Below are 16146 nucleotides of genomic sequence, written 5' to 3' on the forward strand. Positions count from 1 at the left end.
AAAACCAATAATTAACTACACCAAAACTTGCCTGGTATTAGCAATGTAGTGATGAACCTGCCGCTCAACCTCGGGATCGACCATCTCGACTGGGCGGCGATCATTTGGGCAGGGCATACGCGGGGTGGTACCAAACAAACGACAAATCAAAGGCCGTTCGCCGTACACCGTGCAGCCCTGAGGCCCAAGGTGTACACAACTCAGCTCACCCAAGGCGGCTTCATGCTCAGCATCGGTTTTTACCGGCAGCCGCGACATCTCTTCTGAAGACGTCGTTACCGGACCGCAACAATCATGACACCCAGGCGCGCACTCAAAGGACGGAATACGCTCCCGCAGTCGCGCAATAATATCTCGGTTTTGATACATTTCTTTCTGCCTTCTTAGCAAGCTTCAGCAACGGATGAACAATGCTAGCGCACACTAACCCTCAAATATCTCCACCTAAATCTGCGAGCTATCGCAATAAATAGATGCATTATCAATGCAACCATCACTCCCGAATGATCACCCCACCACACGCTTCTAGCTCGGCTTTACGCTCTCGCCACTCCGGCATTGCTGCGTCCATTAAGGCGTAAAACCGGGGGCTGTGATTAAACTCCTGCAAGTGGCAGAGTTCATGAACTATTACATAGTCAATACAGCGCTCGCTGGCTTTTATCAGATGGGTATTCAAGCATAAGCGACCACTACTAGAGCAGCTACCCCAGCGCGAACGCATTCGTCGCAAACGCAATGCCGGTATTGTATTTACCCAAGGTAGTTGAGCCGAAAAAAATACCAGGCGTTGCTGAAAATGCTGCTGTGCCTGCTGGCAATACCATTTTTGCAATAAGCGGCTAATGGCATCGGGCGATCGGGTTTGAACTAGCAGTTCGCCGTCAACAATTGCGACTTTCTGACTGCTGGCTATCAATTCTGCGCCGCTGCGCAAAACATAGCTGCGCCCTAAAAATAAATGCGTTTCGCCGTCAATAAAACGAAAACCAATATGGCGGGGCTGTTCTTGCAATTCTCGTCGACGCTGCATAATCCATTCACTATTGCGAAAGATTAGGCCGTCGATTTCGACGCGCCGCGCAGCAAAGGGGGCGCGCACGACCAAGCCACCCTCGGCGTCAAGCTGCAAACTTAATTTACGGCGGCGGCGCCGACTGCGAATTAGGGTAACATTGAGACGCTCGCCGCCGATACAAACGCTGCGTTGCGTCTTTTCCTCGGTATTTCCTCGCAATAAATCCTTAAGCGAAGAGCTCATTTTCCGCGCCTCGCAAAGGAAATCGCATTACTGGTGAGCTGGAAATTCACAATGAAATATCGCACCGCCATCGGGATTATGTTCGTGACGAATACCGCCGCCATGGGCCTGCATAATCGACTGGCAAACAGACAGACCAATCCCCATGCCGCCCTCTTTGGAGCTCACAAAAGGGCTAAACAACTGCGCTTCGATTTCGGGCGCCAAGCCCGCACCGTGATCGCTCACGCTAAAGCACACCATTGCCCCCTTGGCGTAGGTTCGCACTTCAACCGGGCTCTCATTTCCGGCATTAGCGGTGGACTCCATGGCGTTGCGAATCAAGTTCAATGCGACCTGCTGCACTTGCACTTCATCGACCTGGATATCGGGCAGGTTCTCCCCGCCGTGTAAAACCACCGGTATCGCGTTCACGCGAGAATCGACCTCTGCCAGTGCCAGCACATCTTCAAGAACACTGTTTAATCCCAGCACTTCACGCTCACCGGTCGGCTTTTTAACATAGCTGCGCATCCGCTGAATAACCGCCGCGGCACGCTCGGCCTGAATCGTAATTTTGCCGAGTACATCGTGCATTTTTTCCCGCTTGTTTTCGGGAATATCCGCCAATAACCGCTGAGCCACGCGCGCGTAATTTGTCACTGCGGTCAGCGGCTGATTCACTTCGTGAGCGATACCCGCCGCCATCTCACCGCCAGTACTCAGGCGCTCAATATGGGCGAGGTGCTGGCGCTGACTGTCTAACTCGCCGCGCGCAGAATCCAGCGCCGCTTGGCTAGCCAGCCATTCGCTAATGTCGCGCAACACCAAAACGGCGCCGCCTTCTTTCCGCGGAGACGCACTGAGCGCAACATGAACAATAGCGCCATTACGCGCCGTCAATTTGGCACTTTCTTTACGCAGGCTAACACCGCCTTCACACAGCAAGGTCAGCGCCTGATTTAAGCCGATATCATTTGGAAAAAGTTTTAGTTGGGCAAACAACTCGCCGACGGTATCGGCAACGGCGCAGCCAGTTAACGCCGCGGCTCGTGCATTCATCGAGGTCACTCGGCCCTGCACATCTAAACCAAAAATACCTTCCTCAACCGCATTCAAAATACGTTGATTTTCGTCTTCAAGCTCGCTGTTGCGGCGGGCGAGCGCGCGCTCTAAGCGCTGTATTTTAACGTGGGTGCGCACCCGCGCTAAGACTTCGTCGGTCTGAAAAGGCTTCGCGATATAATCTACACCGCCGATGGCCAGGCCGTGAACCTTGGATTGGCTATCGGTGAGCGCCGACAAAAAGATAATGGCGATGTCTGCCGTGTCAGGGTCGGCTTTAAGCCGCTCGCAGACTTCAAAACCGTCCATGCCAGGCATCATTACATCTAACAAAATCAAGGCTGGGTGCGCGCGCTTAGCGGTATACAAAGCCGATTCACCGTCTCGCGCCGCCAACAACCGGTAACCGCTGCCCTCTAGGGTTTTAAACAGAACCTGCAAATTAGTCGGATTATCATCGACCAGTAAAACCTGCTCGCTACCCAATTCATGCGCCATTCAGACTTGCCTCACCAGATGCTTGGCGAAGTAGGCGCGCCAAATTTTCAAAATCAAACTCACTCAGAAACTCTTCTGCTTCTTCAATAAAACCAAGACACTCAGGCCGGCTGCGGCGCAGTTGCCCTAGCAGCTCACGAGTTCCGGTGACATCGCCTAGGTCGACCGCCATTAGCAACTCCTGCAAATCGCAATCTGGGGGCAAGACCACGCTCGAGCGTGGCGCCTCCACTTCCGGCACAACCACTTCAGCGGCGTTGGCAAGGGCCTCAGTTCCGCAGGTACTCGCAACGACTTTTAATAGATCATCAATACCAATGGGCTTAGGTAAAAAGCCATCACAACCGACTTCAACAGCCTCTGCCATCATGTCTTCATCGGTTGTGGCCGAGGCCATGATGATCGACACCCCCGTCATTTTAAGTTCTTGTTTAATAACCCGAGTCGCCTCCATACCGTCCATTTCAGGCATCCGCAGGTCCATCAACACCAATTGGGCAGTGCGCTCTTTTAACAGCGCGATCACTTCTAGGCCATTCGCGGCCTCGCGGATGTCGTCGCTGACATCTTCCAGCATTCCCAGTAAAACATGGCGATTGACCGCGACGTCATCGGCGACAATGATTGCCGGGTTATTGGCCACTTTCGCCAATATGTCTGGTTCAGGTTCTGCAGTAAGCTCAAGTTTTTCACCCGGCTCGCTGACTGTAGCGACATCGAGTAACGGAATTTCAAAGTAGAAACAGCTGCCTTTGCCGAACTCGCTACTCAGATTTAAATTGCCGCCCATCGCTTCAACTAGGCGACGACAAATGGCCAAGCCCAAGCCCGTGCCTTTACCGTCTTGGGGGTTCACTTGCCGGAAAGGTTCAAAGACGTCCCGCAGTTTCTCGTCGGGAATCCCCATGCCACTATCCTGCACACTGAATAGCAATATGTGACGATCTAAATCAACGTCGAGCTTGAGTTCAACGCGGCCCTTAGCCGTAAATTTAACGGCATTATCAAGCAAATTAACCAACACCTGACGCAATTTGACTTCGTCGGCTTGCACTCTATGAGGGACGTCGGCCGCGACATTCACAACAAAATCCAAGCCCTTTGATTTAGCACGATGACCGACAATATCACTGACGCTGGACACGATTTCGCTCAAGTCATTGGCGCGGTAAACAATATCAATATTACCGCTTTCGATTTTCGCCAAATCCAATACATCGTTAATTAAGGTCAGCAGGTGTTTGCCGCAACTTTCAATAGCCCGTAAATATTCTTGGCTACCACTGGGCACACCGGCGTCCCGCTGCAACAATTGGGCATAGCCCAAAACGCCATTTAACGGGGTGCGCAATTCATGGCTGACACTCGACAAAAATTGACTCTTGGCGTGCAGGGCGTCTTCCGCCGCAATACGCGCGTTCACAAGCTCTTGCTCTATGCGCTTGCGATCAGTGACATCGGTCATAATACCCATCGCGCGGATCGGCTTATCGTTGGCATCGTTTTCTACCACATCACCACGGCTGTATATCCAGTGATCGTTGCCAGAACGATCTTTAACCCGGAATTCGACGCTATTCCCCGTTGCCAAGCCCAGCCAGCTGTCTACCGCCGAGGCGATAATCTGCATATCGTCATCATTGGCAATATTTTGAAACGCACCTACTGGATAAGGCTTTGCGGGCACGCCGTAGCCAAGCATCCGAAAAAAGCTCTCGCCAACAGTTACCAAGCCGGTCTGCAAATCTAAATCCCAAAGGTGGTTATGTGCGGCGTCGAGGGCAAGCTGGAAACGTCGCTCGCTCAGCTTTAAAGCACGCTCAGTCTGAGTGCGCTTCTCCACCATGAAATTAGCTTCTTCAGCTAATTTTTGAAACTCAGCAAAAGGCAGGCGGTTAACATCAATCGCGGTTGAACGCTTACTCGCATCGGCAAAAAACTGCTGAAAAATAGTAAAACCCGATTTACTTCGACGCGCCAACCAACGTGCCGTCAAGGTTGAGAACACCATTAGGGCAAACGCAATTATCACAATAAATTGAATATGCTCTTTTACGCGCAGCTGCAACGCGGCATGCTCTTGCCCCAGCTTAATATTCAATTCGTCTAAGAACACCCCTGAGCCCAAGGTCCAGCCCCAGGGCTCAAAGTGGCGAATATAGGAGATTACCGGCTTATTTTCGCCATTTTGGTCAAGCCAACTCAGTTCGGTGAATAGACTGCTGTCAGCGCCACTGACCTGAGTGCTCTTTTGCACGATATTCGGCATCAGTGCGCCGACACTGGCGGGATCATAGGCATTTACCAGCTGTCGCCCGTCGTTGTCGACCACAAACATAATGGAGTTGTCTGGATCGATGGGCACCGCCGCAATTCGCTCAACGACTTCGCGCTTCAAGCGACTCACTTCATCGCGCAGATAAACGCTGGCACCCATATAGAGATCAAGGGGCTTGTAGTAGTAAACAAAACTAAAATTACGCTCTGTTGCGCGATTTTTGCTGTCAGTAAAGCGGTATTCTAAAAAGTCGTAATTTTTGTCTTTAATCGAGTTGCGAATCTGGCTAGAAAACGCATTCAGCGCGTCACGATCTGAGATTCGCTGGCTACCATGGGGATGCTTCGGCGCCAAAATCGGCTTACCCGCGCTATCAAATAGAAAGAAAAAACCTTTATTATCGAGAAAACTCAGCGAGCTCATGGTTGCCCGCAACCGGCTAATTTGCGCCGCGCGGCTCTCGCCGACAAATTCCTTGCGGGTGGTTTCGATTAACGACAAGCCCACCGCAACCTGTTGACGCAAATCATTATAGAGCTGGCGATTAAGCTGGGTGCGCTTAAATTCCAGGTACTCCATCGCCTTATCGACTTCACGGCGCAGAAGCTCGCGGCGAGACTCGATATAACTGTCACGCCATGCCTCGCTCTGCTGGGTATAGCGCTCGTATTCCTTGGCAATCCAGATATAGCCGAGAATCGCCAAAGGGATCGCAGACAAAGCGACTAGGCTTATAAGATATATCTGTACTAAACTGCGCTTAGTACGCATGCGCAACCCTTGTTGTTGTATAGCGGGCGCAAGTGTTTCTTGCGATTTATTGAGACGAAAGCTTATCCAGTCTTAACACTTATCGCCAGTGCCATTCACCTAAAACGTGAATACATTAATTAAGCACAGCAATAGCTTAGGATTTCATGATAGCCTAAGCACACGATAATACGGTAACCGCCAGGACGGAATCATGACAGCAGAAGCCACTGTATACCTCGTTGAAGACGATGACGCGGTAAGAGATTCACTACAAATGGTATTGGAATCGGTCGGCCACAAGGTCGCCAGCTATTCACGGGCCGATGCCTTTTTAGAAGACTACAGCGTTGATATGGCTGGCTGCATGGTACTGGATATTCGCATGCCAGGCATGAATGGCATGGAGTTACAGCGTCAACTCAATGCCCGCAACTCCATTTTGCCTATTATTTTTGTCACCGGCCACGGCGATGTCCCCATGGCAGTTGATGCGATGCAGCGCGGCGCCGTCGATTTTGTGCAAAAGCCGTATCGCGAAGAAGAGCTGCTGGGCAAGATTCAGCAGGCTATTACCGCCGACATCGAAAATCGCGCCGATCTTGAAGAAAAACACAAAATTCGCGCCAAATTGGCCGATTTAACCCCACGTGAAACCCAGGTCATGGAGCTGATGATTGAAGGCAAGGCGAATAAAGTCATCGCTTACGACCTCGATATCAGCCAGCGCACGGTAGAAATTCATCGCGCCCGCGTTATGGAAAAAATGGGCGTGCGCTCATTGGCCCACCTCGTCCGCATGGTAATGGCCGCAGAAGAGAGCAACAGCTAGCGATTACCGCCAAGCAACTCGTCCATCCGCACCAACGCGCTCAGCAGCCCAGCCACCGGCAGCTGTTGACCGCGAAAATATTCCTGCGCCATTGGCGCAATCCCGCATGCATTGGGCAGCGCCTGCTGCTCCGCCACGAGAAAATGCATCTTGGGAATAAAGATAAACTGCAGCCACTGGGCAAAACTCAGCGTATCCACCGCAAACGGCTGTTCGCTCCGCAATGCCTGCGGCGCAGGTGCAATCGCATCCCAACAGCCGATTTGACGCATCTCAGCTTCAATATCAATTAACACTTCCGCGACTTGGTGATAATGACTCATCGCGACTACTCGATAACTTGGCGGTAAGGCGGCATAGACGCTAGCATTTTACGGCCGTAGTGGCGGCTCACCATTCGGCGATCAAGAATAGTAATGCGGCCCGTGTCGGCTTCATTGCGCAGCAGTCGGCCACTGGCCTGAATCAAGCGCACCGCGGCGTCTGGCACGGTGATATCCATAAAGGGGTTGCCCTTGTTGCGACTGATCCACTCGGCCAAGGCCTCTTCAACTGGGTCTTCTGGCACGGCAAACGGAATTTTCGCAATCACCACATGGCTGCAGTATTTACCGGGCAAATCGACACCCTCGGCAAAGCTGGCCAGTCCAAAAATCACACTGCCTTTGCCGTCATCCAAGCACTCGCGATGGCGGCTGAGAATTTCATGTTTGGGTAAATCGTCCTGCGCGAGAATGCGACCCTGCCAGTCAGCCGACAGGCCTTCTCGCACCGCGCGCAATTGCTTGCGGGAGGAGAACAACACCAAGCTCCCCGCATCAGCATCTAATAAGGTCGGCAGCATCTCGATGATGGCGGCGGTATGCGCTTCGGCATTACCGGCATCGCAATCCATGGCCGGAATATACAATTCCGCCGCTTCCGCGTGACGAAAGGGACTGGGCACCACTTCAAAGCTCGCGTCTGTATCTAAACCCGCGCGCATACTAAAGCGATCGAAACTGCCTAGCGCAGTCAGCGTAGCTGACGTCAGTACCGCGCCGTAGCAGCGCGACCACAAGGCCGATTTAAGCGCATTGGCCGCGAGTATCGGGCTGGCGTTTAGCTCAACATCGAATAGCCCCTGCCCGGTTTCTACTAGCGCCAGCCAGCGGGCATTGGGTGGCTTCTCCTTCGTTGCATCACTGGCATAAGATCGCCACAGCGCGGCAGCAGATTCGGCCCGAAAACGCGCCATCGACACCGTGGTTAGCCACTGCTCGTTGGCCTCGCGGTTACCGCTCAGCTCATTATTGTCCATGCCGTCTTGCAGACTATCGATGATTTTTTCGGCCTGCTTAATAACCTCGCTAAAACCCGCCAACAAGCTTTTGGCGTGCTCCGTCAATACTGCGGGCACTATGCCGTCAGCAAAGCGCACACTCTTTATCCCTTGGCGCTCCTGCGCACCGTCAAGCAAGTCTTCCAAGACGGGCCGCAATGGAATAAGTCCCCGTCGCACCGCAATCAATTGGCTCAATAAGCTTTCTAGTTCACTGCGGATACTATTATCCATGGCCGGCAGCGCAATCATCGCGCTCAGCGCCCGCTCTATTTGCTCCATCCACCGCTCGGTGGCCGCCAACCGGAAGTTAGCACTAAAGTGATTAATCACTTTGTCGGGCAGGTGGTGCGCCTCGTCAAAGACGTAAATACACTCTTCCGGCGGCGGCAGTATTGCGCCTCCGCCCAGCGCCAGATCGGCGAGCACCAAATCGTGATTGGCAACAATGACGTCGGCCTGGGTCAAGGACTCACGGGCCTTAAAGAAGCTGCATTGCTTGACATGGCTACAGCGTCGGCCAGTGCACTGGGCGTGGTCAGTGGTGACCCGCGCCCACTTATCGTCGGCGATAACGGTCTTCCAGTCATCGCGGTCACCCGCCCACTTGCCAGTGGCCATCTGTTTGGCAAAATCAGTATACAGCGACAAGCTCTCAGCATCTGGTGCGGCCATGTGCTCGTCAATATACAGGGGCAGCACTTTGGCGTCCGCGCCGGACAGCAACTGATCTAGCTTAGACAAACAAATATAGCGGCGACGGCCCTTAGACAGGCTAATTGAGAAATGCAGACCACTGTTGATCAGCACATCGGGGAGGTCGCGGTAGATAATTTGCTCTTGCAGGGCCACGGTGGCCGTGGAGATCACCAAGGTTTTATCGCAGGCCTTAGCTATGGGCACCGCCGCGAGGGCGTAGGCCAAGGTTTTTCCGGTACCCGTGCCCGCCTCAATCACACAGAGATGGTCGCCACCGCCGCGTTGGTGTTCCTGATTGCGTTTAATGCCGCCCAAGGTCCGGGCGATATGGGCAATCATTAGGCGCTGCCCGTAACGGGCCTTGAGGTTTTTTACATCCAGAAACTGCCGATACGCTTCTTGAATGGTCTTTTTCAGCTCATCGGTGAGCACCTATACCGCCTCGTCAACAATCCGCAGATCCGCGCTACGCAATTGGTTTTTGACAGGATTGGCGTAAATTTCCATGGCCTTTTCGCGATACTCGACCGGCATGTGGCTGAAACGCTTTTCAAAGGCAACATGATCGGCTTGAGTGAGTTTTGGCACGCGCGCTAAGCTCATCCAATTGTCATCGTTATAAACCCGCTGATACGCGATGATATTGCTCGGATGCAGGCGATACTGATCAATAATAATTTCATCCAATGCTGCCGCGACCTCGGCGGCATCACTAAACTCGCCTTTTAATGGCGCGCCGAAGGCAACATGCACATTGCCTTTGTCGCCCACAATACCGGCGGCAATGCTCTTTAAATCTTCATGTTCCGCTTTTTGATAAGCGCCGTCACGGGCAATATGCACCAGCTCTTGGGCTTTGGCGGCATCCAATGGATCCCATTCATAAGAGATCGACACGGGCACGATACTGAGCTTATTCACGTAGTCAGAAAAACGTTCTTCAGGCTTATTCTGCGCCATACCAATCATTTTAATAACAGCGGCCTCGGTCGCGTCATTGCCATCTTTAGCGCGGCCTTCGCGCTGGGCAATCCAAATTGAGCTGCGCTCGTCTAACAGTGAAAAGCGAATATAACTGGCCAATTGGCGAAAAGCGGCCAGCATCTGCCGGGGCCCGCGAGCAGAGCGACGCACAATAAAGCTTTTGTTCAGCCGCATTAAATCAGCAGCAAAGGGCTTGGAGAGTAAATTATCGCCAATCGCGATACGCACCGTATCGCGCTCATGATGATATAGCGCGTAATTAACAAAGGCGGGGTCTAAGGCAATGTCGCGGTGATTGCTAATGTATAAATAGGCTTGGTCTGAATCGAGGTTATCTAGACCAGAAACTTGGAAACTCGTGGTACTGCCTTCAATCATGGCATCCATATAGCCTTTGACGACCCACTGAAAATCGGCAACATTGGCAACGCCTTTCAGCTCACGCCCCAAATACCAGCGCAACAGTGGTCGAACTAGCCATGGCAACGCCTTATTTAAGCGCGGCATCCGTAAGCTAGCAATGATATTGAGCATTTCAGGATCAACCAATAGTTTCGCCAATACCGGCGCCACTTCGTCGTCGTGGTAGGGCCGTATTTCAGCGAAGGTATCCATTGCTCTGTGCTCTCACAAATATAAAGGGGCGTACAATAAAGGATTCAGCAGCAGGCGTCATCTCCCCACCGCTGCAAACGGGCAATTTGGCAAATCTTCGCACTCGGCAAAGCAATTTAAAAAGCATATTGCAAAACCGTAAATTCCGCATGCCCCAAAAACCATCAAAAAAACAATAAAACACTAAAAATCAATGGCTTAAAAAACAAAAACACCCTTGGAATGCAAGTTGCTTTTACATATGCAACTCACAAAAAATCAAGATCAAAGCATTCAGTATTAGCCCAAGGGAGGCAGCCATGAAAAACCCAACACGCACCGCATTGCTACTTATCGGCTTTCAAAACGATTACTTCGCCAAAGAAGGTATTTTGCACTCGGTAATAGAAGAATCCTCGCGGGTTAGCGGGGTATTGCAAAATACCCTTGCGCTCCTTGAGGAATCAGCTGAGCAATTTGACCTTATTATATCGACACCAATCCTGTTTACCGACGGTTATAGCGAATTAGTCGATCCTGTTGGCATACTCCGCACGATAAAAGATGTTGGCGCCTTTAAGGCGGGTCAATTCGGCTCTGAAACAATCCCTGAACTCGATGCCTATAAAGACATTATCACCGAGATACCCGGTAAACGGGGCTTAAACGCCTTTTCCAACACCCATTTGGAAGCCCTATTACGGGAAAATGGCATTGAGCATCTCGTGCTTGCCGGCACCGTAACGTCAATATGCATCGACTCGACCGGCCGCCACGCCGCCGACCTCGGCTTTAAAGTGACGATTCTGTCGGACTGCACCTCAAGCCGCACTATTTTTGAACAGGATTTCTACTGCGAAAATGTGTTCCCTCTCTATGGCAGCGTCTGTAGTTCATCTACACTGAAGGTGGCATAAAATAAAATCAGAGGGCAGTAAATGAGCGCCACCGACAGCGAGCGCGAGCTTTTGCTCCAACACCGCATGGTTGAAGAACTGGCGGCGAAACATCAAGAATTCCAAACCCTAACGGATTTACTGGAAGAAATTGTTTTCCGCTGTGACGACAGTGGAAAACTAACCCTGCTCAACTCCGCATGGACCCGAAAAACCGGCTGGCCAGTTGATGAATGCCTTGGCCGCCGCTTTGTGGAGTTTATTGACGACAGCGAAGCCATTACGCAATTAAACAGCAATCTCTATGACAGCGAACCGCTGATTAGCGAATTGCGTATCGCCAGTCGATTTGGTGACATTAAGACGTTTAGCATGCGTGCCCGACGCAGCGGCAATACCTGGTACGGGTCGCTTTACGACGTTACTGAACTGCATCTGGCCATGGGCGCCTTAGAAGAAAGCCGAGAGCAAGCTAGAAAGCTCGCTCTGGTCGCAAGCCGCACCGACAATTTAGTGATTATCTCCGATGCCAAGGGGCGTATCGAATGGGTTAATGAAAGCTTCACCCTCATTACCGGCTACAGCCTCCAAGAGGTACGCGGCAGATCACCAGGGTCTTTTTTACAAGGCCCGCAAACGGATCACAGAGCCGTTGAGAAGATGCGTGATGGCCTAGCCCAAGGCAAGGGATTTAACGTAGAAATCATTAACTTCAGTAAAAATGGCGCCCCATATTGGCTGGCCATCGACTGCTCCCCGGTGCTCAACGAACACGGTGAGCTGGTCAATTTCATTGCCGTAGAGCGGGAAATCACCGAGCGCAAACAAACCGAACAAGCCCTCCGTGACAGCGAGCGACACTACCGCAACATCTTAAACACCGTCAGCGAACCAATCTTTTACTGCGACACCAGCCTACAAATTCACTTTGCCAATCCGGCCTGGCAAGCGTTAACAGGCAAAGTGTTTGACATTGATACACCACAAAACCTTCACGATTTTATTCACTCTGAAGACATCCCATTACTGCAGCAGGCGCGGGATCATATTTGTGCTGGGCTGCCGCCGAGCCGTCAGGAGGTGCGCCTGCGCGACAGTCGCCTAAACTGGCGCCGAGTGGAGCTACTGCTGTCGAGTAACGGTCACTCGAAGGCCGGACGTACCCAGCATCTCACTGGCGCACTCTTCGACGTAGACGAACGCTGGCAACAAACCCAAGCCATTTTACAGTCTAAAGCCGACGCTGAAGAGCTATCTAAATCGCGAACCCGCTTTGTGGCGAATATGTCCCACGAGATCCGCACACCGCTCAATGCTATTCTTGGTATGGGCTCAGTACTTCAGGAAACCGATCTCTCCCCCGAGCAAAGAGGGTATTTAGACACGCTATGCAATGGCGGCAAGGCATTGCTGGCGCTAGTAAACGACGTCCTCGATTTATCGAAATTAGATTCTGACGAAATTCAACTCGAAAGTATCGAATTCAATCTCGGCGAGGTATGTGAGGAAGCCGTCGATATTATTGCGGCGCGAGTTGAGGAGAAGAACCTCACACTAACGATGCACTGCGCACCCGGCATCCCGCAAATCATCATTGGCGATCCCCACCGCATGCGGCAGCTGTTAATCAACCTCCTTGGCAATGCCGTGAAGTTTACCGCTCAGGGCGGTATCACCATTGCCCTCGATTGGCAGGCAATAAATAACGAACACGGTAGATTACGTCTCGACATTATTGATACCGGCATTGGTATTCCCGAAGATCGAATATCCAGTTTATTTAATGCCTTCATTCAGGCCGACACGTCAACAACCCGCCGTTACGGCGGCACCGGTCTCGGCTTGGCGATTTGCCAGCAAATTTGCACGGCGATGGGCGGCGATATAAGCATCGCCAGTACCGTCGGCAAAGGCACGACATTTCGCTGTCAGTTGCCCCTTAACGCCGTCACACTTACATCGCCGCTGAGCAAAAACACATTGCGCGGAATAAACCTCGATGAGCGCGGTCAACAAGTAAGCCAGTCGCTGGCACACTGCATGGCTTATCAATATGACGCACAGCGCGTCGACAATACCGGCAGCAGCCTCAGCTTGATATCCGCAGACGGCAATATCCTGAGTCTAAAATCCCCCCAGAATTACGCGGTGCTAACACCCAACCGGCTGCTGCGTAAACTTCAAGCCCTAGACAAACAATCGGTTCGACCGTCGATACCGCAACTCGATCGCCGCGAGTCCGCGCTGCGAATCTTAATTGCCGAAGACTCCATCCCCAATCAAATGGTAGTGGATGCGATGCTTAAGCAATTAGGGTACAAACACGTCGTTATTGTTGACAACGGTCAGCTCGCGGTCGATGCCGCAGACGGGAATAATTTTGATTTAATCCTATTGGATATTCACATGCCGGTTATGGACGGTTTAAGCGCTGCGAAGGCCATTCGCGAAAATTTGCAGCACGCGACCCCAATGATTGTTGCCGCCTCAGCCGATGTCACCACCGACGCCCGCAAAGAAGCCAGCGATGCTGGCTTTGACGACTGGCTGCCCAAGCCCTTCACAAGGGAATTACTGCAGGCGCTGCTCGAAAAAACCAGCGCGCAGTTAAATAGCTAAGAAATAGAAAGCGCGGCGCACTCCCGCGCCAAATTTAACACACAAACTTCAAATTAACGCCGTAGGTCAGCGGCGCAATTATGCCCACATGGTAGGTGCCCCGCTCGCCGCCGGTCAATCCGCCGGGCTGAGATACCCACTCATTGCCCAAGAATTTTTACCCCACAGGGCAAACTCATAACTACCGCTTGGTGTGGTCCACGCCCAGCGCGCATTGAGCAAACTGGTGTCGTCACCATAGCCATGTAGGCTATTGAATTTATCTTGATGATCTTCATTTGACTGCTCGATATTTTCCTCGCAAATATAATCGAGATGCCGCAACAGCAGGCCGAAATCCGGCGGGACAAACTTCACTCAAACGCCACGGCACTTCCGCGTGAGCCAACGCTGACAATAATAATGAAATACTCAATATTCCACGCATCAACACTGGCCCCATTTACTCATTCAACGGTGACCCGCTTGGTGCAATTGCACTGGTTTCAGGCACCGTCATTATTCCGATCACACCCGCAGAGACGATGATAAAAACAAGGTAAGTCATTAATATTATTACATTTATATTATTAAAAAATTTCTACATCTAACTGGCGTGATCATTGCGTACCCCTAGTTACTCAACCATCAAGGAACGCAAAATGCGCCAGCCAACATTAATCAAATTGATTTCAATGGCCGCCCTAATGGCCGCTAGCTCAATCGTCTTTTCCGCAGATATACTAAGCGCAGATGACACGGTCTTCTGGGAAGGCACCGAAACCCTAGATGGCAATGTCCCTGCTGAAGCATGCACCGCCATGTCCTGCCCTGTCTATGAGTTAGAGCTCGCCGAACCTGGCGCGCGCTTGCGCGTAGGTATTGCCACGCCTTATCGTACCAACACCATTGCTATTGAGCTTTTAAACCCAGCCGGAGAATTAGTCGCAAGTGACAGCACCGACAACCAATTCAACTCAGAAGCCCAAGTTGATAATCCACAAACAGGCCTATGGACGATCCGCGTTCGCCCAGCTGGCGCAGAAAGGGCAAGTTATCGCTTACGCGCGAAACTTGAGTCAAAAACACAAGAAGCAACTGTTGCCGAAGGCCCTGTGCGTCAGCTATTACCCAACTTACGCACAGTACCGCCCTATGAGTTCACTTTTACTGCTCCGTTGAATCCGCTAAACGGTCTGTATCCACCTGATACGGTTAATCCTCCTGCGTCAGTTCTAGGTCATGGTCTATATAGCTGCACGGCGGACGAAGCCGCGCCAAAAATTGCCGGCGGTGCCGAAGCCAAAATTTGTTTACGACTGACCTCTGGCCCGATCAACATCGGTTCTGGCTTATATGACATGCGCTTTCAACTGACCGAAGACATCCAAGATGGCCACGCGGAACTTCATCCTGAGGAAGCGTTGTCACGGATTGTCGTGGGGCCGATGGAGCAAGCGATTCATAGCTCAGATGGTAGCGTCGAATTTGTGAATGCAGGCACATACTCATTCCACCCAACGCATGCCCACTTTCATGACGATTACATTTTGAGCTATTACCTCTATAAGGTTTTAGACAGTGATACCGGCCTTATGGAACGGGTTGGCGAAGGCTCAAAATCAGGATTTTGCCCGGCAGACCAACTCTGGGGTAACTGGGATAAATTTGAGCAAGGCTTCGAAAAACCAGGCGGCGACAGCCCCGGCGGTAGCTGCTTCTCACCAACTAACGGCGTGGTTGGATTATCCGTTGGCTGGGGTGATGTTTACCGCTGGCAGCGGCCTGGTCAATATGTTGAATTTTATGGCCAAGGAAACGGAAAATACGTCATTTGGTCAATGGTCGACGAGAACAATAATGTTATTGAAGAAGACGAAACCGACAATACCTCTTACGCCTATGTGGAAATTCAGGGCACTGACGTAACTATTCTTGAACGTGGCTGGGGCCAGTCACCATGGGATACTAATAAGACCGTATTCACCGGTCCGCACCCCACTCAACGTAGTACAGACAATAACGAAATGGTTCCAAGCAATCCACCTGAGCAACAATTTAGCGGTGGCGGCTCAATGGGACTCTTTACCATTTTGTTGCTACTGCTGTGGGCGGCACGTCCGATACTACAGCGCAAACCAAGCTTGATTGACTAGCGTGGTATTCCCCCGTGGTGGTACTGACACCACCATGGGAAATTCTAGGGCAAACTCAACAAGAACCTCACTGGCGCGCACTTCGACGCCGACGAACGCTGGCAGCAAACCCAAGCTATTTTACAGTCTAAGGCCGGTGCCGAAGAACTATCTAAATCGCGAGCCCGCTTTGTGGCGGGTATGTACCACCAAATCAGCACGACGCTCAATGCTATTCTCGGCACGGGTATAGCCG

General features: G+C 51.8%; 12 protein-coding genes. 4 read left to right on the forward strand and 8 right to left on the reverse strand.

Annotated features, from left to right (window positions below; translation table 11 throughout):
* Positions 1–15 precede the first annotated feature (15 nt).
* The 4 genes from HNQ57_RS03045 to HNQ57_RS03060 all read right to left on the reverse strand — a co-directional run bounded on the left by HNQ57_RS03045 (position 16) and on the right by HNQ57_RS03060 (position 5852).
* Positions 16–369, reverse strand: coding sequence for a YkgJ family cysteine cluster protein (locus tag HNQ57_RS03045; protein ID WP_184461159.1), 354 nt, complete (start codon positions 367–369; stop codon positions 16–18).
* A gap of 124 nt (positions 370–493) precedes the next feature.
* On the reverse strand, positions 494–1261 hold the full coding sequence (locus HNQ57_RS03050; protein WP_184461160.1) for a M48 family metallopeptidase: 768 nt from the start codon (positions 1259–1261) through the stop codon (positions 494–496).
* Between the two features lie 27 nt (positions 1262–1288).
* A complete protein-coding gene (locus HNQ57_RS03055; protein WP_184461161.1) occupies positions 1289–2803 on the reverse strand; it encodes a response regulator in 1515 nt (504 codons plus the stop codon).
* On the reverse strand, positions 2793–5852 hold the full coding sequence (locus tag HNQ57_RS03060) for a cache domain-containing protein (RefSeq protein ID WP_184461162.1): 3060 nt from the start codon (positions 5850–5852) through the stop codon (positions 2793–2795). The genes HNQ57_RS03055 and HNQ57_RS03060 overlap by 11 nt, the downstream gene beginning before the upstream one ends.
* Positions 5853–6045: 193 nt before the next feature.
* Here HNQ57_RS03060 and HNQ57_RS03065 point away from each other — a divergent pair, with 193 nt between their 5' ends.
* Complete coding sequence (locus HNQ57_RS03065; protein ID WP_184461163.1) at positions 6046–6663, forward strand: response regulator transcription factor; 618 nt, start codon at positions 6046–6048, stop codon at positions 6661–6663.
* Here the strand turns inward: HNQ57_RS03065 and HNQ57_RS03070 are convergent.
* From HNQ57_RS03070 to HNQ57_RS03080, 3 genes are read right to left on the reverse strand one after another with little or no spacing between them, the layout of a single operon-like run.
* Positions 6660–6986 carry a YqcC family protein gene (locus HNQ57_RS03070; RefSeq protein WP_184461164.1) on the reverse strand — a complete coding sequence of 109 codons (327 nt, stop codon included), beginning with the start codon at positions 6984–6986 and terminating at the stop codon, positions 6660–6662. The genes HNQ57_RS03065 and HNQ57_RS03070 overlap by 4 nt on opposite strands.
* A 5-nt stretch (positions 6987–6991) precedes the next feature.
* Complete coding sequence (dinG, locus tag HNQ57_RS03075; protein ID WP_184461165.1) at positions 6992–9115, reverse strand: ATP-dependent DNA helicase DinG; 2124 nt, start codon at positions 9113–9115, stop codon at positions 6992–6994.
* Entirely contained in the window at positions 9116–10282 is a 1167-nt protein-coding gene (locus HNQ57_RS03080; RefSeq protein WP_184461166.1) for a 1-acyl-sn-glycerol-3-phosphate acyltransferase, read from the reverse strand.
* A 299-nt stretch (positions 10283–10581) separates the two neighbouring features.
* Here HNQ57_RS03080 and HNQ57_RS03085 point away from each other — a divergent pair, with 299 nt between their 5' ends.
* Together HNQ57_RS03085 and HNQ57_RS03090 are read left to right on the forward strand one after the other, a co-directional pair.
* Positions 10582–11178 carry a cysteine hydrolase family protein gene (locus tag HNQ57_RS03085; RefSeq protein WP_184461167.1) on the forward strand — a complete coding sequence of 199 codons (597 nt, stop codon included), beginning with the start codon at positions 10582–10584 and terminating at the stop codon, positions 11176–11178.
* A gap of 21 nt (positions 11179–11199) precedes the next feature.
* A complete protein-coding gene (locus tag HNQ57_RS03090) occupies positions 11200–13776 on the forward strand; it encodes an ATP-binding protein (RefSeq protein WP_184461168.1) in 2577 nt (858 codons plus the stop codon).
* Between the two features lie 114 nt (positions 13777–13890).
* Here HNQ57_RS03090 and HNQ57_RS03095 read toward each other — a convergent pair whose 3' ends face one another.
* Positions 13891–14133: a hypothetical protein gene (locus tag HNQ57_RS03095; protein WP_184461169.1), complete on the reverse strand. Its 243-nt coding sequence runs from the start codon at positions 14131–14133 to the stop codon at positions 13891–13893.
* A 284-nt stretch (positions 14134–14417) separates the two neighbouring features.
* On the opposite strand from HNQ57_RS03095, the gene HNQ57_RS03100 reads away from it, so the two are divergent.
* The gene (locus HNQ57_RS03100) at positions 14418–15911 is read left to right on the forward strand and encodes a lysyl oxidase family protein (RefSeq protein ID WP_184461170.1); all 1494 of its coding nucleotides are present in this window, start codon (positions 14418–14420) and stop codon (positions 15909–15911) included.
* The last annotated feature ends 235 nt before the right edge of the window (positions 15912–16146 follow it).

Source organism: Zhongshania antarctica (assembly GCF_014202945.1).
In the GTDB taxonomy this organism is placed as follows: Bacteria; Pseudomonadota; Gammaproteobacteria; order Pseudomonadales; family Spongiibacteraceae; genus Spongiibacter; species Spongiibacter antarcticus.

What these genes read in the sequence shown, in the direction of transcription:
- HNQ57_RS03085 (WP_184461167.1), top strand. Translation starts at nt 10,582, where the DNA reads ATGAAAAACCCAACACGCACCGCATTGCTACTTATCGGCTTTCAAAAC.
- HNQ57_RS03050 (WP_184461160.1), bottom strand. Translation starts at nt 1,261, where the DNA reads ATGAGCTCTTCGCTTAAGGATTTATTGCGAGGAAATACCGAGGAAAAG.
- HNQ57_RS03045 (WP_184461159.1), bottom strand. Translation starts at nt 369, where the DNA reads ATGTATCAAAACCGAGATATTATTGCGCGACTGCGGGAGCGTATTCCG.
- HNQ57_RS03080 (WP_184461166.1), bottom strand. Translation starts at nt 10,282, where the DNA reads ATGGATACCTTCGCTGAAATACGGCCCTACCACGACGACGAAGTGGCG.
- HNQ57_RS03100 (WP_184461170.1), top strand. Translation starts at nt 14,418, where the DNA reads ATGCGCCAGCCAACATTAATCAAATTGATTTCAATGGCCGCCCTAATG.
- HNQ57_RS03070 (WP_184461164.1), bottom strand. Translation starts at nt 6,986, where the DNA reads ATGAGTCATTATCACCAAGTCGCGGAAGTGTTAATTGATATTGAAGCT.
- HNQ57_RS03055 (WP_184461161.1), bottom strand. Translation starts at nt 2,803, where the DNA reads ATGGCGCATGAATTGGGTAGCGAGCAGGTTTTACTGGTCGATGATAAT.
- HNQ57_RS03060 (WP_184461162.1), bottom strand. Translation starts at nt 5,852, where the DNA reads ATGCGTACTAAGCGCAGTTTAGTACAGATATATCTTATAAGCCTAGTC.
- HNQ57_RS03065 (WP_184461163.1), top strand. Translation starts at nt 6,046, where the DNA reads ATGACAGCAGAAGCCACTGTATACCTCGTTGAAGACGATGACGCGGTA.
- HNQ57_RS03090 (WP_184461168.1), top strand. Translation starts at nt 11,200, where the DNA reads ATGAGCGCCACCGACAGCGAGCGCGAGCTTTTGCTCCAACACCGCATG.